Origin of the sequence: Pseudomonas sp. NY11955 (genome assembly GCF_048068035.1) — a bacterium.
Classification (GTDB): Bacteria; Pseudomonadota; Gammaproteobacteria; order Pseudomonadales; family Pseudomonadaceae; genus Aquipseudomonas.
This window is the reverse complement of the sequence record NZ_JBLUPS010000018.1, coordinates 12,194-34,112: the sequence shown is the minus strand read 5'-3', so window position 1 is coordinate 34,112 and position 21,919 is coordinate 12,194. Positions and strand designations below refer to the sequence as shown.

Below are 21,919 nucleotides of genomic sequence, written 5' to 3'. Positions count from 1 at the left end.
CTCAGCCTTCCAGCTCGGCCAGGCGTGCCTCCAGCGCCGCAATACGCGCTTCGAGGGCTTCGATGCGCTCTTCCGACACACTACCACCACTGCTGCGTGCGCCACCTTCCTGCTGGCGGGCGGCGAGGATCGCCTCGATTTCCGCCGGGTCGCCCAAGGCGTGGGTGTAGCGGTCTTCACGCTGGCCGGCCTGGCGTGGCAGGTGCAAGGCCAGGTCCCGCGAGATAAGGCGCTCCAGTTGATGCTGGATCTGCTCGGTGTCGTCAAAGTCGTGCAAGCGGTTGCTGCGGGTCAGCAGTTCGTTGAGGGTTTGCGGGCCGCGCAGGAACAGCAAACCCATCAGCACCAGTTGCGCTGGCACCAGCTCCAGTGCCTTGTCTACCCGCTGCTCCCAGCGGTCGGCACGGCTGCCCATCTGCAGGCGGGTCATGTCTTGCCCCTCAAGAGCGCGCAAGGCTTGGCCCACCTGGCCTTGGGTGAGGTTCATCACAGGTTCCCGGCTGGTCTTCTGATTGCAGGCCAGGACCAGAGCATTGAGGGTCAGCGGGTAGCTTTCCGGGCTGGTGGCCTGCTTTTCGATCAGCGAGCCGAGAACGCGGATCTCGATGCTGTTGAAGCGGCCTTCACCGGCGGTTTCGTGTTCTGACATGGCCCTGTCTCAATGGCTGGGGAAAGGCCACTAGGGTAGGTAATGCCGTCGCGTAAGGCAATTGGGGCCGCAAGGCGGCCCCGAACATCTCAAGCGTTGCGCCGTTCTTCGGCCTGGCATGCCGCGGCAGTGAACAACACGTCGGTCGAAGAATTGAGCGCCGTTTCGGCCGAATCCTGCAACACGCCGATAATGAAGCCCACCGCCACCACCTGCATGGCAATTTCGCTGGGGATGCCAAACAGGCTGCACGCCAGCGGAATCAGCAGCAGCGAGCCGCCGGCCACACCCGAGGCGCCGCAGGCACACACCGCCGCTACCACGCTGAGCAGCACGGCGGTCGGCAGGTCTACCGGAATACCCAAGGTATGCACGGCGGCCAGGCTCAGCACGGTAATGGTGATCGCCGCACCGGCCATGTTGATGGTCGCGCCCAGGGGGATCGACACCGAGTAGGTGTCCTCATGCAGGCCAAGGCGTTCCGACAACGCCAGGTTGACCGGGATGTTGGCCGCCGAGCTGCGGGTGAAGAACGCGGTGATGCCGCTTTCGCGCAGGCACAGCAGGGTCAATGGGTAGGGGTTGCGGCGGATCTTCCAGAACACGATCAGCGGGTTCATCACCAGCGCCACGAACAGCATGCAGCCGATCAGCACCGCCAGCAGGTGCAGGTAGCCGAGCAGGGCGTCGAGGCCCGACTGGGCCAGGGTGGAGCTGACCAGGCCAAAGATGCCCAGTGGGGCGAAACGGATGACCACGCGCACGATCAGGGTTACGCCATTGGACAGGTCCTCGACCACGGTACGGGTGGTTTCGCCGGCATGGCGCAGGGCAATGCCCAGGCCAATGGCCCAGGTCAGCACGCCGATGAAATTGGCGTTGAGCAGTGCGTTGATCGGGTTGTCGACCGCGCTCAGCAGCAGGTTCTGCATCACTTCGGCAATGCCGCCCGGGGCGCTGAGCGTGGCCTCGCCGGTGCTTAGCACCAGATGGGACGGGAACAGCATGCTGGCAACCACGGCCACCACTGCTGCGGCAAAGGTGCCCAGCAGGTACAGCCAGAGGATCGGGCGAATGTGGGTTTCCTGGCCGTGGCGATGGTTGGCGATCGACGCCATGACCAGGATGAACACCAGCACCGGCGCAACCGCCTTCAGGGCGCTGACGAACACCTTGCCGAGGAAGGCCAGGTCGCGGGCGATGGCAGGTGCCAGCAGCGCGAGGGCGATGCCGGCGAGCAGGCCGATGACGATCTGCGTCACCAGGCTGGTGCGGTTGAGGAGGCGGAGGAAGGGGGTCATGTGCAGCGGTATCTCGGAATCTGGAAAGGGCGGACTTTACCATAGAGGCCCGTAGGGCATGCCTGGCCTTGTGCTTACAGGTTCAGCGCGTGGCTATGGTCAATGGTGGCTACCAATGGAACAGCTCCCGCCGCGCGCCCTCGGTAATCGCCATGATCCCCGGGTGCTTGACCTTGCGCTCCACCGAAATGGCATAGAACGACTCGTGCACGGCTTCGGTCTGGCCGATCAGCTCCACGCCATACTGGCGACATACCTCCTCGGCGATCACGCTGGGGGCAACGAAAATGCCGCTCCCCGATTGCCCGAACGCCTGCATCAAGGCACTGTCATCGAACTCCCCCACGATTCGAGGCTGCACCTGTTGCTCGCCCAGCCACCGCAGCAGGCGGCTGCGCACTACGGTTTCCTGGCCAGGAACAAGCAGCGGAGCATCCTGCAGACAGGCCGGAAAAGGGCCGTCCAGGCGTTGTGCCAGCGCGGGAGTGGCGAAAAAGCTCAGCCCGCATTCGCCAAGCTTCTGGCTGTAGCCCTTGATGTCCAGGTGGTTGGGCATGGGGCTGTCGGAAATCACCAGGTCCAGGCGCTGGATGGCCAGGTCTGCCAGCAACCGCTCGAGTTTGTCTTCGCGGCAGTTGATACGCAGCACCTCATCCAGTTCCATGGTGGGTGCCAGCAGGCGGTAGACGATGGATTTGGGTACCACGTCGGCCACCCCCACGCGGAACAGAATCTGCTCCTGTGGGCCGGCCCGCAGCATGGCTTCCAGTTCGCCGCCGATCTGGAACATCTGCTCGGCGTACACCAACGTCTGGCGGCCGGTTTCGGTCAGTTCCAGCTGGCGGCCGGCGCGCTGGAACAGTTCCAGCCCGTAGGTTTGCTCGAACAGGGTGATCTGCCCGCTGATGGTTTGCGGTGTGAGGTTCAGTTGTTGGCTGGCACGGGTGATGCTGCCGGTTTTGGCCACTGCCCAGAAGTAATGCAACTGGCGATAGTTGAGCACCGTCGGTCGTTCCGATTCGTAAAAACCGAAGTATACGCCATGAAAATACGAATTTTCCTGAACTATTGGCGTCTCTAGAATGCACGGCATCAGGCGCCATGCGCCGCCGGGATTTTTCAAGCGAGGACACCATGCTACAACTCAAATCCATCGGCACCCCGTTGGTGCTGGCCTTGGCCCTGTTCACCCTTGCCGGTTGCGACCAGGCCGAGAAATCCGCCCAGCAGATGCTCGACCAGGCCGCACAATCGGCCAAGCAGGCCATCGACGATACCAACAAGGCTGCCCAGCAGGCGTTGAGCGATGCCATCGGCAACGAAGGGCAGAAGCCCAAGGATGCCGAGAAAAAAGAAGAAACCCAGGAAATCTGACCCCAACCGCCGCTGCAGGATCTGAACAATGGAATATTTGCTGGAACTCGTCGCTAGCCCTACCGCCTGGGTTGCCCTGGCTACGCTGGTGGCCATGGAAGTTGTACTGGGTATCGACAACCTGATCTTCATCTCGATCCTGACCAACAAGCTGCCGGTGGAGTACCGCTCCAAGGCGCGGCGTATCGGTATCAGCATGGCCTTGGTCATGCGCCTGGCCTTGCTCAGCACCGTGGCCTGGATCGTGCAACTGACCGACCCGGTGTTCGAAGTGTTCGGCAACGCCTTCTCGTGGAAAGATGTGATCCTGATTGCCGGTGGCCTGTTCCTGCTGTGGAAGGCAACCAAGGAGATTCACGAAAGCGTCGACCCGCACGGTGCCAAGGAAGAAGCCAAGGTTGGTTCGACAGTGACCCTGGGCTTTGCCGCGGCGATCTTCCAGATCCTGCTGCTGGACATCGTTTTCTCGGTCGACAGCATCATTACCGCCGTGGGCATGACCGAGCACCTGCCGATCATGATCATTGCCGTGATCACCGCTGTGATCGTGATGATGGTGGCCGCCGACCCGCTGGCCAACTTCATCAACGACAACCCGACCGTGGTGATGTTGGCCCTGGGCTTCCTGATCATGATCGGCATGACGCTGATCGCCGAAGGCTTTGGCGCTCATGTACCGAAAGGTTATGTGTATGCGGCCATGGCGTTCTCGACAGCTATCGAGATCCTCAACATCCTGGCTCGTCGGGCGCGCTTGAAGCGTGAGGCAGCTGAAGGTTGATGTAAAAGCGGGGCGCATTGCGCCCCATTCGCGGGCAAGCCCGCTCCCACAGGTAAATCACAGCGCCGTGGCATTGTGAGGCACCTGTGGGAGCGGGCTTGCCCGCGAATGGGCTTCAGGAAATTTTGAGGTCAGTGCACCCCGGCATGCCGCCGCGCCCGCCGTACTGGCTGTGGCTTGGCCGGGGCCTGCGGTGGCAGGTGATGATGTTGCGCATGCCGCCGCACGATACGCAGCACACCCCACAGCATGGCGGCTGCAACGCTCAGCCACATGCCTACCAGCATGAGAATTGCCAGGGTCAGGCTCATCTGTGCCTCCATCTCTACGGCACGCGCTCGATTGGCCAGCGCATGCCTTCCAGACACTGCTTTAGTCTAGCCCTTCGCCTGTGACGTTCCATCGAACAAAGGTCTATCGCTTGGTCCGATTCGCTCCAAGCCGCTGTCGGACTATACCCACGCCGCTGTCGGACCTATGATCGGTGGCCAGAGCCGGGCGCTGCCTGCCTGGCGTTGGAACAAGCGAGTGTCCATGGAGCAACATTCCTTCAAAACGGCCCCTCGGCGGTTGTTGGCTGCCTGTCTGATGGCCGTCACCCTGGCCGGCTGTGCCAGCGCACCGCCCAGCAACCTCAAGGGTTTGCCGCAGCGAGTCGAAATCAGCAGCGTGCCGTTCTACCGTGGCAATGCCAACCACAGCGGGGCCATGGCGCTGGCGGCAGTGCTGTCGCAACAGGGTGCACCGATCACGCCGGGGCTTCTGGACAAACCGCTGAACTTGCCCCAGGGCGCCGAAGCGCTGGACACCGGCATCCCCCGTGTGGCGCGGGACTACGGCATGGTGGTGTACCCGCTGGACAAGCAGTTGGACGCACTCTTGACCCAAGTGGCGGCGGGCAACCCGGTGCTGCTGCGTTACGAAGAGGGTTCGGCCTGGTGGGGCGAGCCGCGGTATGCGGTGCTGATCGGTTATGACCGCTACAAGCAGCGGGTGCTGTTGCGCTCTGGCATGCACCGACGGCAGGTGATGGCATTCGATGAGTTTGCCTCGGCGTGGGCGAAGCAGGGGAGCTGGGCGGTGCTGGTGCAGCCACCGCGGCAATTGCCGGCCCAGGTGGATCGCCAGCGCTGGTTGACGGCTGCGGATGAGCTGGCCAGGGCGGGGCAGGAGATTGCGGCGAAGCAGGCGGTGAGTAGCCTGGGTAAATAGCGTTGCCTGCGTCGGCCCTTTCGCGGGCACGCCCGCTCCCACAAGGATGGTGCCACCAGCACAAATCCTGTGGGAGCGGGCGTGCCCGCGAAGAGGCCTTGCCTGCTTACATCAGAAGCCCAGACGATCGCGCAGGCTGTAGTACCAGGCACCGATGGCGCTGAACGGTACGCGCAGCATCTGGCCACCCGGGAACGGGTAGTGCGGCAGGCCGGCAAAGGCGTCGAAACGCTCCGCCTGGCCGCGCAGGGCCTCGGCCAGTACTTTGCCCGCCAGGTGGGTGTAGGTGACGCCGTGGCCCGAGCAACCCTGCGAGTAATAGATGTTGTCGCCGATTCGACCAACCTGTGGCAAGCGCGACAGGGTCAGCAGGAAGTTGCCGGTCCAGGCGTAATCGATCTTCACGTTCTTCAGCTGCGGGAACGCCTTGAGCATCTTCGGACGGATGATCGCCTCGATGTTGGCCGGGTCACGCGCGCCGTATACCACACCACCACCGAAGATCAGGCGCTTGTCGCTGGTCAGGCGGTAGTAGTCGAGCAGGTAGTTGCAGTCCTCGACGCAGTAGTCCTGCGGCAGCAGGGTGCGTGCCAGTTCCTCGCCCAGCGGCTCGGTGGTGATCACCTGGGTGCCGCACGGCATGGATTTGGCGGCCAGCTCTGGCACCAGGTTGCCCAGGTAGGCGTTGCCGGCCACGATGATGAACTTGGCGCGGACCTTGCCCTGCGGGGTATGGACCACCGGGTTGGCGCCCCGCTCGATGCGTACGGCCGGGGTTTGCTCATAGATGATGCCGCCGAGCGACTCGACTGCGGCAGCTTCGCCCAGGGCCAGGTTCAGCGGGTGGATGTGGCCGCCGCTCATGTCGAGCATGCCGCCGATGTAGCTGTCGCAGGCAACCACTTCGCGGATGCGCTTTTGGTCCATCAGCTCCAGCTGATTATGGCCAAAGCGTTCCCACAGGCGCTTTTGCGACTCCAGGTGGCCCATCTGCTTGCTGGTAAGGGCGGCGAACACGCCACCGTCTTTCAGGTCGCACTGAATGTTGTACTTGGCCACGCGCTCACGAATGATGCGGCCGCCTTCGAAGGCCATGTGGCCCAGCAGTTGTGCCTGTTTCGGGCCAACGGTGCGTTCGATGACATCGATGTCGCGGCTGTAGCTGTTGACGATCTGGCCGCCGTTGCGGCCCGACGCGCCGAAGCCGACCTTGGCCGCTTCGACGATGCTCACCTTGAAGCCGTTCTCCAGCAGGAACAGGGCGCTGGAAAGGCCGGTGTAGCCGGCGCCGATGATGCACACATCGGTTTCCACCTCACCCTGCAGCGCCGGACGTGGCGGCACCGGGTTGGCCGAGGCGGCGTAGTAGGACTGGGGGTAGGGGGTGTTAGCCATGCTGCAGGAACCTCGTGTTTTATATTTTTAACGAATGTACCGATGCTATCAATAATAATAAACACCCGCTAGTCGTCTGGTGAAAATCCTTTACGGGGTGCCTAGCTGCTTCCCTTTATATAAAGAGTTTAAGATTCAGTAGCTTAGCGCGAAAAAAAGTGTTGACAGGGTTTTTGGAATGCGTAAAATGCGCACCACACGACAGGCACATAGCTCAGTTGGTTAGAGCACCACCTTGACATGGTGGGGGTCGTTGGTTCGAGTCCAATTGTGCCTACCAAATCGAAGAGGGGTGATCCGCAAGGGTCACCCTTTTTTCATTGCCGATATTTTGTAGCCAACGCTCACCGTGCAGGAGCGGCCTTGTGCTGCGAAAAAGGTCGGTACGCAACAGGCGCAAAGCGCTCGCATTCGAAAGTTTCTGATTTTTATCAAAAAAAAGCTTTACAGGTACGCATTCGATCACTAATATGCGCACCACACGACAGGCACATAGCTCAGTTGGTTAGAGCACCACCTTGACATGGTGGGGGTCGTTGGTTCGAGTCCAATTGTGCCTACCAAATCGAAAAAGGGCGATCAGCAATGATCGCCCTTTTTGCATTTGCGTCCGAGGCAGCGTGTAACGTTTGGTCGCAGTTAGGGCATGGTCCGGCATGCTAGAATCCGCCCCTTCGAATTTGGAGGTACACGCGTGCGCAAACTGGCTGTGGTAATGGCAGTGCTCGCCCTGGCGGGCTGTGAGAACGAGGTCGAAGGCGTGCACAAACAGGTTGCCGAGCACCTGCACAACCCCAAGACCGCCAAGTTCGGCAACGTACGGATCGACACCCAGGGCACCATTTGCGGCCAGGTCCGCGGCAAGGATGATGCTGGGCAGTACGAAGCCTACCGCAGCTACGTGGCGATCAAGCGCGATGGCCAGTACGACATCATTGTCGACGACACCGGCAACAACCTGCGTATTCGCGAGCTGTGCGGTGGTGCCGACCTGCAGCGGCGTGCCGAAGCGCTGGCAGACCAGCCGGCACCCCAGGGTTGGGATGTGGAAGTGGTGCAGGGCGCCAACATGGGCGCGCTGAGCGACATGACGGCGCGCCTGATCGAGAAGGGTATCCCGTCGTCTGTCGAGTACCGCAACGGCAAACCCGTGGTGCTGATGGGGCCGTTCCCGACCCGCGAAGAAGCGCAAGCGCGCAGAGATGAAGTGATGGCCAAGCTGGGTACCGATTCGGTGGTTATCCAGCACGGCGTAGCTCGTTGAACCCGCTCCCACAAGGCGATTTCAACCCAGTGCGTGCAGCCCAGTCGGGCTCGTGCTAGACATTCCTCACACAAGTTTGGCTATGCTTGGGTTGGGAGATGCCAAACGGGGAGGGCCTCATGTCTACACTGGAGCGGGCCATTGCCGTGGCCGCCAGGGCGCATGAAGGGCAGCACGACAAGGGTGGGGCGGCTTATATCCTCCACCCGTTACGCGTGATGATGCGGGTTTCCACACCTGAACAACGGATTGTCGCGGTGCTTCACGATGTGATCGAAGACACCCCGCTGACCCTGTCCGACCTGGCGCGCGAGGGCTTCGCGCTGAAAATCCTGGCCGCGCTGCTGGCGCTTAGCCGTCGTGAGGGCGAGGCTTACCAGGACTTCGTGGTACGCCTGGGCGATGACCCGCTGGCGCGTACCGTCAAGCTGGCCGACCTGGCCGACAACAGTGACCTCTCACGCATCCCCTGCCCAGGCCCCGCCGACCTCGCGCGCTTGGCCCGTTATCGGGAAGCCAGCGCGTACTTGCAGGCGTTGGCGTGAGGTTCAGCCACAGGCCTTGAGTAGGTGCGCGCGATCATGCCGAGGGTCGACGGGCGCGGCATCTTCGTGGTCAGTCTTCTTTCGGCACAGTCCAGAAAATCTGTACGCCGCCGTCGTCACGGTGGGCGAGGGTGACGTTGTCGTTCTCGGCGATCTCCTCGAGCAAAGTCTCCCAGTCATCCGGGCTTTCCTGCTCCAGGCGGAAGATCAGCGCCGCACGGCTGCGCTGGGCGGTGGGGCTGTTGATGATCTTCTGGATGCGGACACCCAGCTGTTCATAGCTGCTTGGAGTGGCGGAGGCGGTGCTGGACACGAGCTGTTCCTTATTTTGCTGTATGTGCATACAGTATTTCACTGTAAGTAAAATCGCAACAGCTTGTCAGGGCATGGTTGGCATCAATGTGCCGATTCTCGTGGGGGCAGTCCATCTCTGTAGGAGCAGCCTTGTGCTGCGAAGAGGCCGTAACTGCTGGAGATGGTCTTTTGCCTTACCGGCCTCTTCGCAGCACAAGGCTGCTCCTACAGGTACGGCGCAAGCCTGGAGGGGTGCGCGGCCCTCAGCGCCAGCACGCCGGCGCTGAGGGGGAGCACTCAGTACTCCCAGAAGATCCGCTGCAGCTCCTTGCTGTCCTGGGTTTTGGTCATTGCCACCATGGCCAGAATCCGCGCCTTCTGCGGGTTCAGATCGTGGGCCACTACCCAGTCGTTCTTGTCATCCGGCTGTTCGGCGTTGCGCAGCACGAAACCACCTTGGTTGACGTGCGACGAACGGATGATCTGCACACCGTTCTTGCGCAGCTCTTGCAGTGCTGGCACCACCCGCGACGACACCGAGCCGTTGCCGGTACCGGCATGGATCAGCGCCTTGGCACCATTCTGCGCCAGCGCCTTGTAGGCGGTATCGGTGACATTGCCATAGCCATAGGCGATGTCCACCTGCGGCAGGCTGCTGATCTGCTTGATATCGAACTCGGAATTGACCGTGTGGCGCTTGGCTGGCAGGCGGAACCAGTAGGATTTGCCTTCCACCACCATGCCCATCGGGCCCCAGGCGCTCTTGAAGGCTTCGGTCTTGATGTTGACCGACTTGCTCACGTCACGGCCGGACTGGATCTCGTCGTTCATGGTCACCAGTACGCCCTTGCCACGCGACTGCTTGTCGCTGGCCACGGCCACGGCGTTGTACAGGTTGAGCATACCGTCAGCGGACATGGCGGTGCCCGGTCGCATCGAACCGACCACCACGATCGGTTTGTCGGTCTTTTCCACCAGGTTGAGGAAATAGGCGGTTTCTTCGAGGGTGTCGGTGCCGTGGGTGATGACGATACCGTCGACATCCTTGCTTTCGGCCAGCTCGGCGACGCGTTTACCCAGTTTCAGCAGGTCATCGTTGCTGATGCTTTCAGAAGCGATCTGCATCACTTGTTCGCCGCGTACGTTGGCGATGTCGGCCAGTTCCGGCACGCCGGCGATGAGCTTGTCGACGCCCAGCTTGGCAGCCTGGTAGGTAGCGCTGTTGGCGGCGCTGGCACCGGCGCCGGCAATGGTACCGCCGGTGGCGAGGATGACCACGTTGGCCAGCTTCTGTTGGGTTTCGGCTTCCTTGGCCGACGCGCTGGTTGGCAGGATCAGCAGCAGGGCGAGTGCGCTGGGGGCGAAGGTTTTCAGTGCGGCATTCATCGTTATTGTTCTCTCTCTTCCTAGTGAGATAGTTATTGAGTCGCGCAGGGCTTCAGGCATGTTTCGTACCAGCTTGCGGGAATCAGCGTAGGCGTGGCCTCGGGCCATGAAAGGGGGCGTATTCCATTCGAAATTCCGAACAAGCATAGGAAAGGGTGTTCGGTTTTTCGGAAAAAACTGGATAATCAGCCCAGCAGTGATTTGGCCTCCGAAAGCCGAACGGATTTGACAAACCTCGATCCTGTTTCCATAGTTAGGTATCGCAAACGTTTGCTATCCGATAAAAAACACAAAATTCGGAGTCATCGTTCATGAAACTGCCGTTCCCCGGTCGTCTGCTGGCCCTTGCCGTTGTTTCTTCGCTAACCCTCGCCTTGCCATTGTCTGCTGCCCACGCCGAAGACAAGCCCAAGGTCGCCCTGGTCATGAAGTCACTGGCCAACGAGTTCTTCCGCACCATGGAAGACGGTGCCAAGGACTATCAGAAAACCCACGCCGCTGAGTTCGACCTGATCGCCAACGGCATCAAGAACGAAACCGACACCGGCGAACAGATCCGCATCGTCGAGCAGATGGTCAATTCCGGCGCCAAGGCCCTGGTGATTGCCCCGGCCGATTCCAAGGCGCTGGTGTCGGCAGTGAAGAAGGCCATGGACCAGGGCGTGGTGGTGATCAACATCGACAACCGTCTGGACCCAGAACTGCTCAAGAGCAAAGGCATCAGCGTACCCTTCGTCGGCCCTGACAACCGCAAGGGCGCGCGCCTGGTCGGCGACTACCTGGCCAGCCAGAAGCTCAAGGCCGGCGACCAGGTGGGTATCATCGAAGGCGTGCCGACCACCACCAACGCCCAGCAGCGCACCGCCGGCTTCAAGGACGCCATGGAAGCCGCGCAAATGAAGATCGTTTCGGTACAAAGCGGCAATTGGGAAATCGACAAAGGCAATGCTGTCGCCGCCTCCATGCTCAACGAATACCCCGACCTGAAAGCGCTGCTGGCCGGCAACGACAGCATGGCCTTGGGCGCCGTGTCGGCCGTGCGCGCCGCGGGCAAGACTGGTCAGGTGCAAGTGGTGGGCTATGACAACATCAATGCCATCAAACCGATGCTTGCCGATGGCCGCGTACTCGCCACCCTCGACCAGGCCGCCAGCCAGCAGGCGGTGTACGGCATTCAGGCGGCGCTGAAGATGGTCAAGGGCGAAAAGCCTGACGTGGATGCCGACAACGTCATCCAGACCCCGGTCCAACTCATCACCAAACCCTGATCGCTGGCAGGAGATACGGCCATGCCTGCATCGGCCAACGAAGTGGTGCTCGCCGCCAGCGGCCTGGGCAAGACCTACACCCAGCCGGTGCTCGGCGAGGTCAGCCTAAGCCTGCGGGCGGGCGAAGTGCTGGCCCTGACCGGCGAGAACGGCGCGGGCAAGAGTACGCTGTCCAAGCTCATCAGCGGCCTGGAGGTGCCTACCACCGGGCACATGACCTATCGCGGCCAGCCGTATGCGCCCGCCAGCCGCAGCGAGGCCGAACGCCTGGGAGTGCGCATGGTCATGCAGGAGTTGAACCTGCTGCCGACGCTGACCGTGGCGGAAAACCTGTTCCTCGACAACCTGCCTAGCCGCTTTGGCTGGATCAATCACAAGCGCCTGCGCCAGTTGGCCATGGCCGCCATGGCCCAGGTCGGGCTCGATGCCATCGACCCGGATACCCCGGTCGGCGAACTGGGCATCGGCCATCAGCAGATGGTCGAGATCGCCCGTAACCTGATCGGTGACTGCCATGTGCTGATTTTCGACGAGCCTACTGCCATGCTCACTGCGCGCGAGGTGGAGTTGCTGTTCACCCAGATCGAGCGCCTGCGCCAGCGCGGCGTGGCCATCGTCTATATTTCGCACCGCCTGGAAGAGTTGCAGCGCGTGGCCCAGCGCATCGTCGTGCTGCGTGATGGCAGGCTGGTGTGCGATGAGCCGATTCAGCGCTACAGCAGCGCCGAACTGGTCAACCTGATGGTCGGCCGCGAGCTGGGCGAGCATATCGACCTGGGCCGCCGGCAGATCGGTGCACCGCTACTCAAGGTCGACAAACTCAGCCGCGCTGACAAGGTGCGCGAGGTGTCGTTCGAAGTCAGGGCCGGGGAAATCTTTGGCATCTCCGGCCTGATCGGCGCCGGCCGTACCGAGTTGCTGCGCCTGATCTACGGTGCCGACCGCGCCGACAGCGGCAGCATCGCCCTCGGCCAGCCGCCGCAGGCAGTGACCGTCGACTCGCCCAAGGCGGCCGTGCGGGCCGGTATCGCACTCATCACCGAAGACCGTAAAGGCGAAGGCCTGCTGTTGACGCAATCGATCAGCGCCAACATCGCCTTGGGCAACCTGGGCGCGGTCTCGCGAGCCGGGGTGCTCGATGGCGAGGCGGAAAAGGCCCTGGCCGAACGCCAGATCCAGGCCATGCGTATTCGCAGTGCTGGTGCGCAGCAGGTGGTGGGCGAGTTATCTGGCGGCAACCAGCAGAAGGTGGTGATCGGCCGTTGGCTGGAGCGCGATTGCCAGGTGCTGCTGTTCGACGAACCCACCCGTGGCATTGACGTTGGCGCCAAGTTCGACATCTATGGCCTGCTGGCCGAATTGGCGCGCCAGGGCAAGGCCCTGGTGGTGGTGTCCAGCGACCTGCGCGAGCTGATGCTGATCTGCGACCGCATCGCCGTGCTGTCCGCCGGCCGCTTGATCGACACCTTCGCGCGTGAGCATTGGACCCAGGACCAGCTGTTGGCCGCCGCCTTTGCCGGATATCAGAAACGTGACGCACTGCTGCACGATGCAGCGCCCAGGATGGATGCATGAAAACCACCCCGCTAGACAGCCAAGGCGCCGCTCCCGTGCGCCGCAGTGGCACGTACTTTGGCTTGGCCACTTACTTGGGCTTGGCCGGCGCCTTGCTGGCGATGATCGTGCTGTTCTCGTTCCTCAGCAGCCACTTCTGGTCTTACAACACCTTCAGCACCCTGGCTAACCAGATCCCGGACCTGATGGTGCTGGCAGTGGGCATGACCTTTGTGTTGATCATCGGCGGCATCGACCTGTCGGTGGGCTCGGTGCTGGCGCTGGCCGCCTCGGCGGTGAGCGTGGCGATTCTCGGCTGGGGCTGGGGCGTGCTGCCCTCGGCGTTGCTGGGCATGGCCGTGGCCGCGCTGGCTGGCAGCATCACCGGTGGCGTGACCGTGGCCTGGCGTATCCCGTCGTTCATCGTCTCGCTCGGCGTGCTGGAAATGGCCCGCGGTCTGGCCTATCAGTTCACTGACTCGCGCACCGCGTATATCGGCGATGCCTATGCTTGGTTCTCCAACCCGATCGCTTTTGGTATTTCGCCGGCGTTCATCATTGCCCTGCTGGTCATCGTGTTGGCCCAGCTGGTGCTGACCCGCACCGTATTCGGCCGTTACCTGATCGGCATCGGGACCAACGAAGAGGCCGTACGCCTCGCCGGCATCGACCCGCGCCCCTACAAGGTGCTGGTGTTCGCCCTGATGGGCCTGCTCGCCGGCCTGGCCGCGCTGTTCCAGATCTCGCGGCTGGAAGCCGCCGACCCCAATGCCGGCTCTGGCCTGGAACTGCAGGTAATTGCCGCCGTAGTGATTGGCGGCACCAGCCTGATGGGCGGGCGTGGCTCGGTCATCAGCACCTTCTTTGGCGTGCTGATCATTTCCGTGCTGGCCGCCGGGCTGGCGCAAATCGGCGCCAGCGAACCGACGAAGCGCATCATCACCGGGGCGGTAATCGTCATCGCCGTGGTGCTCGACACTTACCGTAGCCGGCGTGCAGGCCGGCGGAACTGACAACATGGCAACCATCAAAGATGTCGCGGCACTGGCGGGTATTTCCTACACCACCGTGTCCCATGTATTGAACAAGACCCGTCCCGTCAGCGAGCAGGTGCGGCTGAAAGTGGAAGCCGCCATTATCGAACTGGACTACGTGCCCAGTGCGGTGGCGCGATCACTCAAGGCACGCAGCACGGCCACCATCGGCCTGCTGGTGCCCAACAGCGTCAACCCGTATTTCGCCGAGTTGGCGCGGGGTATCGAAGATGCCTGCGAGCGCAATGGCTACTGCGTGATCCTGTGCAACTCCGACGACAATCCGCAGAAGCAACGCAGCTACCTGCGCGTGTTGCTGGAAAAGCGCATTGACGGCTTGGTGGTGGCCTCGGTGGGCCAGGACAGCGACCTGCTGCAAAGCCTGGCCTGCGTGCGCACACCCATGGTCATCGTCGACCGCGAGCTGGAGGGCGTCGATGCCGACTTGGTACGCATCGACCACGAGCAAGGTGCGTACCTGGCCACTCAGCACCTGCTGCAGCTGGGCCACCGTGACATCGCTTATATCGGCGGCCCTGCCACGACCGGCGTTACCCAATTGCGCCTGAGCGGCTTCCGTCGCGCCATGACCGAAGTCGGTGCGCCGGTGCTGGGCAACCGTGTGCTGCACTGCGATTTCACCAGCCCGGGTGGCCATGCGGCGGCGGCGCAGGTGTTGCAAGGCAAGCGGCCCACCGCGATTTTTGCCGGCAACGACATGATCGGTTTCGGCGTGCTGCGTGCTGCCGCCGAGCGCAATATCAGCGTGCCCGGCGAGCTGTCGGTAATCGGCTTCGACGACATCGAGCTCAGCCGCTACGTGTACCCGCCGTTGACCACGGTGGGCCAGTCGATCCGTGAGCTGGGTGAGAGTGCTGCCTCGCTGCTGCTGACGCGTATCGGTACACCCCGGCAAGGTGCGGCGGAGCAACGCATCGTTGCGCCGCGCATCGTCTTGCGGGAGTCCACCGGGCCGCGCCCGGACCTGTTCAATGATTACCGCTAACGCTAAGGAAACGTCATGAAAGCCAAGGTTGTGGTGGTCGGCAGCCTCAATATGGACCTGGTGGCGCGCGCCCAGCGCTTGCCCCGGGCCGGCGAAACACTCCCCGGTGAAAGCTTTTTCACCGTGCCGGGTGGCAAGGGTGCCAACCAGGCCGTGGCCGTGGCACGGTTGGGCGGCAGCGTGGCGATGATCGGCAATGTGGGTAACGATGATTACGGTCGGCAACTGCACCGGGCCTTGTATGTCGAGGGCATCGACTGCCAGGGCGTCAGTACTTGCCCTGGGGTGAGCAGCGGTGTCGCACTGATCACCGTGGATGCCGCCAGCCAGAACTGCATCGTCATCATTCCTGGCGGCAACGGCCTGTTGACGCCGGCGTCGGTGGCGCGTTTCGATGCGCTGTTGCAGGCGGCCGAGGTGATCATTTGCCAGCTGGAAGTGCCGGCCGAGACCGTGGCCAGGACCCTGGCCAGGGGGCGTGAGCTGGGCAAGAAGGTGATTCTGAACCCGGCACCCGCTACCGGTCCTTTGCCGGCGGACTGGTTTGCGCATATCGATTACCTCATCCCTAATGAAAGCGAGGCCGAAGCCTTGACTGGCCTGGTGGTAACCGATCAGGAAAGCGCCCGGCGCGCTGGCGAGCGCTTGCTGCAGCTGGGAGCGGGCAAGGTGATCATCACCCTGGGGGCGCAAGGGGCATTGCTGGTTACCGCCCAAGGCCATCAGCACTATCCGGCGCCGGTGGTGCAGCCGCTGGACACCACCGCTGCCGGCGATACCTTCGTTGGTGGCTTCGCGGCCGCACTGGTGCGAGGGCTGGAGGAGGGCGAGGCCATCGCCTTTGGCCAGCGTGCCGCAGCCATCTCGGTTACCCGCGTCGGTGCCCAGCCATCAATTCCTTACCTGGCGGAGCTGACGCCATGAAGAAAACCCCACTGCTGAACGTTGCCCTGTCGCGGGTCATTGCCGGCATGGGGCATGGCGACATCTTGGTGATCGGTGATGCCGGGCTACCGGTGCCGCCGGGCGTGGAGCTGATCGACTTGGCCGTTACCCCGGGCTTGCCGGATTTTGCCAGTGTGTTGCGGGCAGTGCTGAGCGAACTGCAGGTAGAGCGGCATGCGCTGGCTGAAGAAATGCAGAAAGTGGTGCCGCCAGCGCTGGTCGAGATCGAGCGGCTGAAGGGCAAGCTGGGCAAGCGCGAATGGTTGAGCCATGAAGACTTCAAAGTGCTGTCGCGCAGTGCTCGTGCGGTGGTGCGTACCGGTGAGTGCCAGCCCTACAGCAACATTGCCCTCATTTCCGGCGTCACGTTCTGAAGGCGGTGGGCTTTGCTCCCGACTGCCGGAAGTCACCCATCAGGCAACAAGGAGTGCCCCCATGCTCAAACCTTTGCTACAAGGAGCCGCCTTCATGGCCGCAGCCTCCACCCTTCAGGCCGCTCCCATCGACCTGATCATCGACACCGACCCTGGCGCCGACGACGTGGTCGCGCTGTTCCTGGCCATGGCCTCGCCCGACGAGCTGAATATCCGCGCCATCACCACCGTGGCCGGCAATGTGCGCCTGGAGAAAACCTCGCGCAACGCGCGCCTGGCTCGTGAGTGGGCCGGGCGCGAAGACATCCCCGTCTATGCCGGTGCCGGCCGACCGCTGGTGCGCACACCCATCTATGCCGCCGACGTCCATGGCGAAGAGGGCCTCACCGGCACACAGGTGCACGAGCCGAAAGCGCCTCTGGCCCAAGGTAATGCCGTGCAATACCTGGTCGATACTCTCGGCACAGCCAAGCCGCACAGCATCACTGTCGCCATGCTCGGCCCGCAGACCAACCTGGCCCTGGCATTGATCCAGCGTCCAGACATCGCCAAGGGCATCAAGGAAGTGGTGGTCATGGGCGGAGCCCATTTCAACGGCGGCAACATCACGCCGGTGGCGGAGTTCAACCTCTATGCTGACCCACACGCTGCCGAAGTGGTGTTGGCCAGCGGCGTGCAACTGACCTACCTGCCGCTGGACGTCACCCACAAGCTGCTGACCAGCGACGCCCGCCTGAAGCAACTGGCTGCCGTGAACAACCAGGCCAGCACGCGCGTGGTGGATATCCTGAATGCCTACATCAGCCACGACATGGACCTGTATGGCATGCCTGGCGGCCCGGTGCACGACGCGAGCGTCATCGCCTACCTGTTGAAGCCTGAGCTGTTCAGCGGCCGGCGCATCCACATCAGCATCGATAGCCGCGAAGGCCCGACGTTTGGCCAGACCATTGCCGACTGGTACGGGGTGCTCAAGCAGCCAGCGAATGTGCTGTGGGTGGAGCAGGGAGATGCCCAGGGGCTGTTCGACCTGCTCAGTGCCCGTCTGGCGCGATTGCAGTAGCCGCGTGCGGCGCGTAACGCTCGAGCACCTGGTCGATGAAGGTGCGTGCCGCCTCGGCACCGTTATCGCGCACCAGCAAGTCGATGGCGATCAACAGCAACTCTTCCGGTGTGCCAGGGCTGTACGCGCTCTGGCCCTCGGCCCATTTGACCTTGATATCGGCATCGATGCTGTGGGTGCTCATGAAAAGCTCTCGCTTGGGGCCCGGAACGAAGGGCGAACACCTGACCCTGGTGTTCGATGGAGGCGGGATGCGCTCCACTTCTTTTAGCAAATCATGACTTTGCGTCAGTGATCGTGCGAGCTAAGCATATGGCAAACGCGGTGGGTTGTGCAAAATCCGGTCACGATTGCTTTTCGCCTCGCTGCTACAGTTCAGGCAGACTTGGCCGGTTTTGCAACAAATGATGAGCGGAACTGTCGGATCAGGCAGTTCCCAGACCGATTTAGGAGGCTTCATGTTCCGTACCCGTGCTTACCTGGCAACCCTGGCGGTGGCTGCTGTCCTGGCTGGTTGCAGCACTGGTGGCAACGCTGGCAGTGGCGCTGCACCGGCCACATCGGCAGGCAACGACGGCCGCTGCGAAGCCAGTGGTGCCGATTTCGCCATTGGCAAGCCCGCCAACGCCGAGCTGCTGGAGCAGGCGCGCAAGGCCAGTGGTTCGCAGATGGCACGCATTCTCAAGCCGCACGACGTGGTCACCCTGGAGTATCGCTCCGAGCGCCTGAACCTGAATGTGGACGAGCAGGGCACCGTTACCCGCGTCAACTGCGGCTGATAGGCTGGCCTATACCCTTGTAGGAGCAGCCTTGCGCTGCGAAGAGGCCCGCGAAGAAACCCGCATGGCCGATACTCATGCTTAGCGAGCACTGGCCTTTTCGCAGCACAAGGCTGCTCCTACAAGGATTGGGTGCGTCCTTGTCGGCTGTACCCATAAAAAAACCCGCCACAAGGGCGGGTTTTTTTACAGCTTCCGAATTACTCCGGACGAACCTGAGCAGCCTGCATGCCCTTCTGGCCGCGCTCGGCGACGAAGGAAACAGTCTGACCTTCTTTCAGGCTCTTGAAGCCGTCGGATTCGATGGCCTTGAAGTGAACGAACAGGTCGTCGCCGCCGCCTTGTGGGGTGATGAAGCCGAAGCCTTTCTCATCATTGAACCATTTGACGGTGCCGGTTTGGCGATTGGACATGGGATGAATCTCCAGAAACTTGATATTTTTCGAAGTGCCATAGACGCCTGAGCTACTTGGCACAGGTGACATCATAGTCTAATTCTGCGGATCTAGCGCCTTTTACCTTCGCCGGATATTGATCCAGCGCAAAGAATCGCTCGGCAGCCCTCGCTGTAAGGTTTCAGCTGCGAGGTGCGCAGGCTTGTTTCACCACCGCCTGCGCCTTCTGCATCAGCTTGGCGTCAACGCCATCCTGACTGTCCAGGTCGGCAATCTCGGCATCGGTGAAGTTCTTTTTGATAGCTTGTGCGCCGCAGTCGCAGTGTTTTTTCGCGGTGGCGGCGTCAACGCCCTGGCCGCTGGCCACTTGCGTGCACTGGGTCATGTAGCCGGCCTCCTTCCCGGGTGGGAAGTTGCCGGCGTTCGCAGCCACAGGCAGCAGCAGGGCGCCAGCGGCCGCCAGGGCCAGAAGAGACGGAACTCGCATAACCAGTTACTCCTTGGGTTAAGGTCTCATCAAGAGTAGGTTGCTTCCCAACGTCTGATAGGCATTTTTTCGCGTTAGTTCACCCTTGCAGTGCAATTTCCAAATATTTCTGCCTGGGGTGCAACCCGCGTGCTAGCATGCTCGGCTTGCGGTCGCGCTGTTGCCGGCCGCTGCTATCTTTTTTCTTTCCAGTCACTCTGGTTCGTCCCTGACAAGCCGAAAGGCTTCTGCCACTGTGAGGCAGGCTTTCTTAACAGGAAGGCAGGTCGGATCTTGTACTGGCTCATCCCAACCCACGTGACCTTTGGTAGGGGTCACCACTAGGAGAGGAGGCGCCATGCCCGTTATTACTCTTCCCGATGGCAGTCAACGTTCGTTTGATCACGCCGTATCCGTAGCCGAAGTAGCCGCTTCCATCGGCGCTGGCCTGGCCAAAGCCACCGTGGCTGGCAAGGTCGACGGCAAGCTGGTCGATGCTTGCGACCTGATCAGCAACGACGCCACCCTGCAGATCATCACCCCTAAAGATGAAGAGGGACTGGAGATCATCCGTCACTCGTGCGCCCACCTGGTCGGCCACGCCGTGAAGCAGCTGTACCCGACCGCCAAGATGGTGATCGGCCCGGTCATCGACGAAGGCTTCTATTACGACATCGCCTACGAGCGCCCCTTCACCCCTGAAGACATGGCCGCCATCGAAAAGCGCATGATGGAGCTGATCGAAAAAGACTACGACGTGGTCAAGAAGATGACCCCGCGCGCCGAAGTCATCGACGTGTTCAAGGCCCGCGGCGAAGACTACAAGCTGCGCCTGGTCGAAGACATGCCGGATGAGCAGGCCATGGGTCTGTACTACCACGAAGAATATGTCGACATGTGCCGCGGCCCGCACGTGCCGAACACTCGCTTCCTCAAGGCATTCAAGCTGACCAAGCTGTCCGGCGCGTACTGGCGCGGCGATGCCAAGAACGAGCAACTGCAGCGCGTGTATGGCACCGCCTGGGCTGACAAGAAGCAGCTGGCCGCCTACGTTCAGCGCATCGAAGAAGCCGAAAAACGCGACCACCGTAAAATCGGCAAGCAGCTCGACCTGTTCCACCTGCAGGAAGAAGCCCCGGGCATGGTGTTCTGGCACGCCAACGGCTGGACCGTCTACCAGGTGCTCGAGCAGTACATGCGTGGCGTGCAGCGCGAAAACGGCTACCAGGAAATCAAGACCCCGCAAGTTGTCGATCGCATCCTCTGGGAGCGCTCCGGCCACTGGTCCAACTACGCCGAGAACATGTTCACCACATCGTCGGAAAGCCGTGACTACGCGGTAAAGCCGATGAACTGCCCGTGCCACGTGCAGGTGTTCAACCAAGGCCTGAAAAGCTACCGCGATTTGCCGCTGCGCCTGGCCGAGTTCGGTGCCTGCCACCGTAACGAGCCGTCCGGTGCCCTGCATGGCATCATGCGCGTGCGTGGCTTCGTTCAGGACGATGCGCACATCTTCTGCACCGAAGAACAGGTGAAGAAAGAAGCCGCCGACTTCATCAAGCTGACTCTGGATGTGTACAAGGACTTCGGCTTCAGCGACATCGCCATGAAGCTGTCCACCCGTCCGGCCAAGCGTGTCGGTTCCGAAGAGCTGTGGGACCGCGCCGAGACGGCGCTGGCCGACGCTTTGAACGAATCCGGCCTGGAGTGGGAATACCAGCCAGGCGAGGGCGCCTTCTACGGCCCGAAAATCGAGTTCACCCTGCGCGACTGCCTCGGCCGTAACTGGCAGTGCGGTACTCTGCAGTACGACCCGAACTTGCCAGAGCGCCTGGATGCCAGCTATATCGCCGAAGATAACAGCCGTGTTCGCCCGGTCATGCTGCACCGCGCCATTCTCGGTTCGTTCGAGCGCTTCATTGGCATGCTGATCGAGCACTACGCCGGCGTGTTCCCAGCGTGGCTGGCACCGACCCAGGCGGTGATCATGAACATCACCGACAAGCAGGCCGATTTCGCCCTTGAGGTTGAGAAATCTCTGAACGGTAGCGGTTTCCGTGCCAAGTCGGACTTGAGAAATGAGAAGATCGGCTTTAAAATCCGCGAGCATACTTTGCTCAAGGTCCCGTACCTTTTGGTTATAGGGGACCGCGAAGTCGAAACGCAAACCGTCGCTGTGCGTACTCGCGAAGGCGCAGACCTGGGCTCCATGCCCGTCGCCCAATTCGCTGAGTTGCTGACACAAGCGGTTTCCCGGCGTGGTCGCCAAGAATCGGAGTAATGACTATTAAGCGTGAAATGAGAAACGATAAGCGTGCTGTACCGAAGGCCCCGATCAACGAGAATATCTCGGCCCGCGAGGTTCGGTTAATTGGCGCAGACGGCGAGCAAGTTGGCATCGTCTCGATTGATGAAGCGCTGCGTATCGCTGATGAAGCGAAACTGGATCTGGTAGAAATCTCTGCAGACGCGGTACCACCGGTCTGCAAGGTCATGGACTACGGCAAGCACCTCTTCGAGAAGAAGAAGCAGGCTAACGAAGCCAAGAAAAACCAGAAGCAGATCCAGATCAAGGAAATCAAGTTTCGTCCAGGGACGGAGGATGGGGATTACCAGGTAAAACTACGCAACCTGGTACGTTTCCTTACCGATGGGGACAAGGCCAAGATCTCTCTGAGATTCCGTGGTCGTGAGATGGCCCACCAGGAGCTGGGCATGGAGCTGTTGAAGCGGGTCGAAGCCGACCTCGCCGAATACGGCACCGTTGAGCAGCATCCTAAGATGGAAGGACGCCAGCTTATGATGGTCATCGCCCCCAAGAAAAAGAAGTAATC

The 21,919-nt window shown here is 61.7% G+C and carries 25 protein-coding genes and 2 tRNA genes; 17 read left to right on the top strand and 10 right to left on the bottom strand.

Features of this window, described 5'->3' with window-relative positions:
* Nucleotide 1: 1 nt before the first annotated feature.
* The 3 genes from ACNFBR_RS25200 to nhaR form a co-directional block, all read right to left on the bottom strand.
* Nucleotides 2-649: a YceH family protein gene (locus ACNFBR_RS25200; RefSeq protein ID WP_416737249.1), complete on the bottom strand. Its 648-nt coding sequence runs from the start codon at nt 647-649 to the stop codon at nt 2-4.
* A gap of 89 nt (nt 650-738) precedes the next feature.
* Nucleotides 739-1,950 carry a serine/threonine transporter SstT gene (gene sstT, locus ACNFBR_RS25195; RefSeq protein WP_416737248.1) on the bottom strand — a complete coding sequence of 404 codons (1,212 nt, stop codon included), beginning with the start codon at nt 1,948-1,950 and terminating at the stop codon, nt 739-741.
* 109 nt (nt 1,951-2,059) lie between these two features.
* Nucleotides 2,060-2,953, bottom strand: a complete 894-nt coding sequence (gene nhaR / locus ACNFBR_RS25190) for a transcriptional activator NhaR (protein WP_416737247.1) — start codon at nt 2,951-2,953, stop codon at nt 2,060-2,062.
* A gap of 131 nt (nt 2,954-3,084) precedes the next feature.
* Here nhaR and ACNFBR_RS25185 point away from each other — a divergent pair, with 131 nt between their 5' ends.
* Together ACNFBR_RS25185 and ACNFBR_RS25180 are read left to right on the top strand one after the other, a co-directional pair.
* Nucleotides 3,085-3,324: a hypothetical protein gene (locus ACNFBR_RS25185; RefSeq protein ID WP_416737246.1), complete on the top strand. Its 240-nt coding sequence runs from the start codon at nt 3,085-3,087 to the stop codon at nt 3,322-3,324.
* A gap of 28 nt (nt 3,325-3,352) precedes the next feature.
* Entirely contained in the window at nt 3,353-4,105 is a 753-nt protein-coding gene (locus ACNFBR_RS25180) for a TerC family protein (protein WP_416737245.1), read from the top strand.
* A 131-nt stretch (nt 4,106-4,236) separates the two neighbouring features.
* Here the strand turns inward: ACNFBR_RS25180 and ACNFBR_RS25175 are convergent, their stop codons facing one another.
* A complete protein-coding gene (locus ACNFBR_RS25175) occupies nt 4,237-4,416 on the bottom strand; it encodes a hypothetical protein (RefSeq protein ID WP_400622582.1) in 180 nt (59 codons plus the stop codon).
* A gap of 166 nt (nt 4,417-4,582) precedes the next feature.
* Here ACNFBR_RS25175 and ACNFBR_RS25170 point away from each other — a divergent pair, with 166 nt between their 5' ends.
* Nucleotides 4,583-5,317, top strand: coding sequence for a peptidase C39 family protein (locus ACNFBR_RS25170; RefSeq protein WP_416737244.1), 735 nt, complete (start codon nt 4,583-4,585; stop codon nt 5,315-5,317).
* A gap of 111 nt (nt 5,318-5,428) precedes the next feature.
* Here ACNFBR_RS25170 and ACNFBR_RS25165 read toward each other — a convergent pair whose 3' ends face one another.
* Nucleotides 5,429-6,712, bottom strand: a complete 1,284-nt coding sequence (locus ACNFBR_RS25165; protein ID WP_003250557.1) for an NAD(P)/FAD-dependent oxidoreductase — start codon at nt 6,710-6,712, stop codon at nt 5,429-5,431.
* 203 nt (nt 6,713-6,915) lie between these two features.
* Here ACNFBR_RS25165 and ACNFBR_RS25160 point away from each other — a divergent pair.
* The 4 genes from ACNFBR_RS25160 (at nt 6,916) to ACNFBR_RS25145 (ending at nt 8,521) form a co-directional block, all read left to right on the top strand.
* Nucleotides 6,916-6,992 (top strand) — tRNA-Val (locus ACNFBR_RS25160).
* A 206-nt stretch (nt 6,993-7,198) separates the two neighbouring features.
* A tRNA-Val gene (locus ACNFBR_RS25155) sits at nt 7,199-7,275 on the top strand.
* Between the two features lie 131 nt (nt 7,276-7,406).
* Nucleotides 7,407-7,976 carry an SPOR domain-containing protein gene (locus ACNFBR_RS25150; RefSeq protein ID WP_416737243.1) on the top strand — a complete coding sequence of 190 codons (570 nt, stop codon included), beginning with the start codon at nt 7,407-7,409 and terminating at the stop codon, nt 7,974-7,976.
* Nucleotides 7,977-8,095: 119 nt separating this feature from the next.
* Nucleotides 8,096-8,521: a GTP pyrophosphokinase gene (locus ACNFBR_RS25145; RefSeq protein WP_416737242.1), complete on the top strand. Its 426-nt coding sequence runs from the start codon at nt 8,096-8,098 to the stop codon at nt 8,519-8,521.
* A 70-nt stretch (nt 8,522-8,591) separates the two neighbouring features.
* Here ACNFBR_RS25145 and ACNFBR_RS25140 read toward each other — a convergent pair whose 3' ends face one another.
* Both ACNFBR_RS25140 and ACNFBR_RS25135 read right to left on the bottom strand, forming a co-directional pair.
* A complete protein-coding gene (locus tag ACNFBR_RS25140) occupies nt 8,592-8,834 on the bottom strand; it encodes a DUF1654 domain-containing protein (protein ID WP_012273132.1) in 243 nt (80 codons plus the stop codon).
* Nucleotides 8,835-9,112: 278 nt separating this feature from the next.
* Nucleotides 9,113-10,201 carry an asparaginase gene (locus tag ACNFBR_RS25135; protein ID WP_416737241.1) on the bottom strand — a complete coding sequence of 363 codons (1,089 nt, stop codon included), beginning with the start codon at nt 10,199-10,201 and terminating at the stop codon, nt 9,113-9,115.
* Nucleotides 10,202-10,512: 311 nt separating this feature from the next.
* On the opposite strand from ACNFBR_RS25135, the gene ACNFBR_RS25130 reads away from it, so the two are divergent.
* The 7 genes from ACNFBR_RS25130 (at nt 10,513) to ACNFBR_RS25100 (ending at nt 17,445) form a co-directional block, all read left to right on the top strand.
* Entirely contained in the window at nt 10,513-11,469 is a 957-nt protein-coding gene (locus tag ACNFBR_RS25130) for a sugar ABC transporter substrate-binding protein (protein WP_416737240.1), read from the top strand.
* Between the two features lie 21 nt (nt 11,470-11,490).
* Entirely contained in the window at nt 11,491-13,044 is a 1,554-nt protein-coding gene (locus ACNFBR_RS25125; protein ID WP_416737239.1) for a sugar ABC transporter ATP-binding protein, read from the top strand.
* A complete protein-coding gene (locus tag ACNFBR_RS25120) occupies nt 13,041-14,036 on the top strand; it encodes an ABC transporter permease (protein WP_416737238.1) in 996 nt (331 codons plus the stop codon). The genes ACNFBR_RS25125 and ACNFBR_RS25120 overlap by 4 nt, the downstream gene beginning before the upstream one ends.
* Nucleotides 14,037-14,040: 4 nt before the next feature.
* Nucleotides 14,041-15,063: a LacI family DNA-binding transcriptional regulator gene (locus ACNFBR_RS25115; protein WP_416737237.1), complete on the top strand. Its 1,023-nt coding sequence runs from the start codon at nt 14,041-14,043 to the stop codon at nt 15,061-15,063.
* A gap of 15 nt (nt 15,064-15,078) precedes the next feature.
* Nucleotides 15,079-15,987, top strand: a complete 909-nt coding sequence (rbsK, locus tag ACNFBR_RS25110) for a ribokinase (RefSeq protein WP_416737236.1) — start codon at nt 15,079-15,081, stop codon at nt 15,985-15,987.
* The gene (gene rbsD / locus ACNFBR_RS25105) at nt 15,984-16,382 is read left to right on the top strand and encodes a D-ribose pyranase (RefSeq protein ID WP_416737235.1); all 399 of its coding nucleotides are present in this window, start codon (nt 15,984-15,986) and stop codon (nt 16,380-16,382) included. The genes rbsK and rbsD overlap by 4 nt, the downstream gene beginning before the upstream one ends.
* A 61-nt stretch (nt 16,383-16,443) precedes the next feature.
* On the top strand, nt 16,444-17,445 hold the full coding sequence (locus ACNFBR_RS25100) for a nucleoside hydrolase (RefSeq protein ID WP_416737234.1): 1,002 nt from the start codon (nt 16,444-16,446) through the stop codon (nt 17,443-17,445).
* Here the strand turns inward: ACNFBR_RS25100 and ACNFBR_RS25095 are convergent.
* Nucleotides 17,417-17,629, bottom strand: coding sequence for a hypothetical protein (locus ACNFBR_RS25095; protein WP_416737233.1), 213 nt, complete (start codon nt 17,627-17,629; stop codon nt 17,417-17,419). The genes ACNFBR_RS25100 and ACNFBR_RS25095 overlap by 29 nt on opposite strands.
* Nucleotides 17,630-17,903: 274 nt before the next feature.
* Here ACNFBR_RS25095 and ACNFBR_RS25090 point away from each other — a divergent pair, with 274 nt between their 5' ends.
* Entirely contained in the window at nt 17,904-18,224 is a 321-nt protein-coding gene (locus ACNFBR_RS25090) for an I78 family peptidase inhibitor (protein WP_416737232.1), read from the top strand.
* Nucleotides 18,225-18,424: 200 nt separating this feature from the next.
* On the opposite strand, the gene ACNFBR_RS25085 is transcribed toward ACNFBR_RS25090, so the two are convergent.
* Nucleotides 18,425-18,637, bottom strand: coding sequence for a cold-shock protein (locus ACNFBR_RS25085; protein WP_012273095.1), 213 nt, complete (start codon nt 18,635-18,637; stop codon nt 18,425-18,427).
* Between the two features lie 163 nt (nt 18,638-18,800).
* Complete coding sequence (locus ACNFBR_RS25080; protein ID WP_416737231.1) at nt 18,801-19,106, bottom strand: hypothetical protein; 306 nt, start codon at nt 19,104-19,106, stop codon at nt 18,801-18,803.
* 337 nt (nt 19,107-19,443) lie between these two features.
* On the opposite strand from ACNFBR_RS25080, the gene thrS reads away from it, so the two are divergent.
* Both thrS and infC read left to right on the top strand, forming a co-directional pair.
* Nucleotides 19,444-21,366 carry a threonine--tRNA ligase gene (gene thrS, locus ACNFBR_RS25075; protein WP_416737230.1) on the top strand — a complete coding sequence of 641 codons (1,923 nt, stop codon included), beginning with the start codon at nt 19,444-19,446 and terminating at the stop codon, nt 21,364-21,366.
* Nucleotides 21,366-21,917, top strand: coding sequence for a translation initiation factor IF-3 (gene infC, locus ACNFBR_RS25070; protein WP_012052879.1), 552 nt, complete (start codon nt 21,366-21,368; stop codon nt 21,915-21,917). Before thrS ends, infC begins: the two co-directional genes overlap by 1 nt.
* Nucleotides 21,918-21,919 lie beyond the last annotated feature (2 nt).

Excerpts from the sequence above, each read along its gene's own strand:
- ACNFBR_RS25170 (WP_416737244.1), top strand. The coding sequence starts at position 4,583 with ATGATCGGTGGCCAGAGCCGGGCGCTGCCTGCCTGGCGTTGGAACAAG.
- rbsD (WP_416737235.1), top strand. The coding sequence starts at position 15,984 with ATGAAGAAAACCCCACTGCTGAACGTTGCCCTGTCGCGGGTCATTGCC.
- ACNFBR_RS25115 (WP_416737237.1), top strand. The coding sequence starts at position 14,041 with ATGGCAACCATCAAAGATGTCGCGGCACTGGCGGGTATTTCCTACACC.
- ACNFBR_RS25135 (WP_416737241.1), bottom strand. The coding sequence starts at position 10,201 with ATGAATGCCGCACTGAAAACCTTCGCCCCCAGCGCACTCGCCCTGCTG.
- ACNFBR_RS25125 (WP_416737239.1), top strand. The coding sequence starts at position 11,491 with ATGCCTGCATCGGCCAACGAAGTGGTGCTCGCCGCCAGCGGCCTGGGC.
- ACNFBR_RS25175 (WP_400622582.1), bottom strand. The coding sequence starts at position 4,416 with ATGAGCCTGACCCTGGCAATTCTCATGCTGGTAGGCATGTGGCTGAGC.
- rbsK (WP_416737236.1), top strand. The coding sequence starts at position 15,079 with ATGAAAGCCAAGGTTGTGGTGGTCGGCAGCCTCAATATGGACCTGGTG.
- ACNFBR_RS25130 (WP_416737240.1), top strand. The coding sequence starts at position 10,513 with ATGAAACTGCCGTTCCCCGGTCGTCTGCTGGCCCTTGCCGTTGTTTCT.
- ACNFBR_RS25180 (WP_416737245.1), top strand. The coding sequence starts at position 3,353 with ATGGAATATTTGCTGGAACTCGTCGCTAGCCCTACCGCCTGGGTTGCC.
- infC (WP_012052879.1), top strand. The coding sequence starts at position 21,366 with ATGACTATTAAGCGTGAAATGAGAAACGATAAGCGTGCTGTACCGAAG.
- ACNFBR_RS25080 (WP_416737231.1), bottom strand. The coding sequence starts at position 19,106 with ATGCGAGTTCCGTCTCTTCTGGCCCTGGCGGCCGCTGGCGCCCTGCTG.
- ACNFBR_RS25095 (WP_416737233.1), bottom strand. The coding sequence starts at position 17,629 with ATGAGCACCCACAGCATCGATGCCGATATCAAGGTCAAATGGGCCGAG.
- thrS (WP_416737230.1), top strand. The coding sequence starts at position 19,444 with ATGCCCGTTATTACTCTTCCCGATGGCAGTCAACGTTCGTTTGATCAC.
- ACNFBR_RS25185 (WP_416737246.1), top strand. The coding sequence starts at position 3,085 with ATGCTACAACTCAAATCCATCGGCACCCCGTTGGTGCTGGCCTTGGCC.
- ACNFBR_RS25100 (WP_416737234.1), top strand. The coding sequence starts at position 16,444 with ATGCTCAAACCTTTGCTACAAGGAGCCGCCTTCATGGCCGCAGCCTCC.
- ACNFBR_RS25085 (WP_012273095.1), bottom strand. The coding sequence starts at position 18,637 with ATGTCCAATCGCCAAACCGGCACCGTCAAATGGTTCAATGATGAGAAA.
- sstT (WP_416737248.1), bottom strand. The coding sequence starts at position 1,950 with ATGACCCCCTTCCTCCGCCTCCTCAACCGCACCAGCCTGGTGACGCAG.
- ACNFBR_RS25120 (WP_416737238.1), top strand. The coding sequence starts at position 13,041 with ATGAAAACCACCCCGCTAGACAGCCAAGGCGCCGCTCCCGTGCGCCGC.
- ACNFBR_RS25165 (WP_003250557.1), bottom strand. The coding sequence starts at position 6,712 with ATGGCTAACACCCCCTACCCCCAGTCCTACTACGCCGCCTCGGCCAAC.
- ACNFBR_RS25145 (WP_416737242.1), top strand. The coding sequence starts at position 8,096 with ATGTCTACACTGGAGCGGGCCATTGCCGTGGCCGCCAGGGCGCATGAA.
- ACNFBR_RS25200 (WP_416737249.1), bottom strand. The coding sequence starts at position 649 with ATGTCAGAACACGAAACCGCCGGTGAAGGCCGCTTCAACAGCATCGAG.
- ACNFBR_RS25090 (WP_416737232.1), top strand. The coding sequence starts at position 17,904 with ATGTTCCGTACCCGTGCTTACCTGGCAACCCTGGCGGTGGCTGCTGTC.